This window comes from Mycobacterium sp. 1245852.3 (genome assembly GCF_001669335.1).
Lineage (GTDB): Bacteria > Actinomycetota > Actinomycetes > Mycobacteriales > Mycobacteriaceae > Mycobacterium > Mycobacterium europaeum_A.
The window spans coordinates 1-520 of record NZ_LZLL01000414.1 but is presented as its reverse complement, the minus strand read 5'-3'; the positions used below and the strand labels follow the sequence as shown (position 1 = coordinate 520).

The 520-nt window shown below is 72.1% G+C and carries 1 pseudogene; it reads left to right on the top strand.

Features of this window, described 5'->3' with window-relative positions:
• Positions 1-156: 156 nt before the first annotated feature.
• Positions 157-453 (top strand): annotated as a pseudogene (locus A9W96_RS33380) (deferrochelatase/peroxidase EfeB); the annotation flags it as partial.
• Positions 454-520: the final 67 nt, after the last annotated feature.

The following is a 520-nucleotide window of genomic DNA, read 5'->3' as shown; positions in this document are numbered from 1 at the left end:
GCTGCACCAGAGCCTGTCGACCGTCGCCCAAAAAGTCGTTACGGCCGGTTGATCGTGACCGACGACATCTCCCCACCCTCCGACGGCGCCACGAACGACGCTGGGGCACCGGCGGACTCCGCCACGGTATCGCGCCGGCGCGCGCTCGGCGGCGCCATGCTGGCCGGGCTCGGCGGTGCCGCCATCGGTGCCATGGGTGGCGGCTTCGCCGGCCACGCCATGGCGGCGGGACAGCGTGGTGACGACGACGACACCGTCGATCTGCGCCGCAGCTACCCCTTCTACGGTCAGCCGCACCAGGGTGGAATCGACACGCCCCCACAGCGTTACGCCATGTTCATGTCGTTCTCGCTGGCCGAGGGCGCGGGCCGGACCGACCTGCAGACCCTCTTGGCGCGCTGGTCGGCCGCCGCCGCGATCCTGCAGCAGGGCAAGCCGGTCGGGACGGTGAGGCTGGCCGGGCTCAGCCCGTAGGCCTCCCCGGTGTCGACGGGAGGCTGCACGTCGACACCGGGCTGCA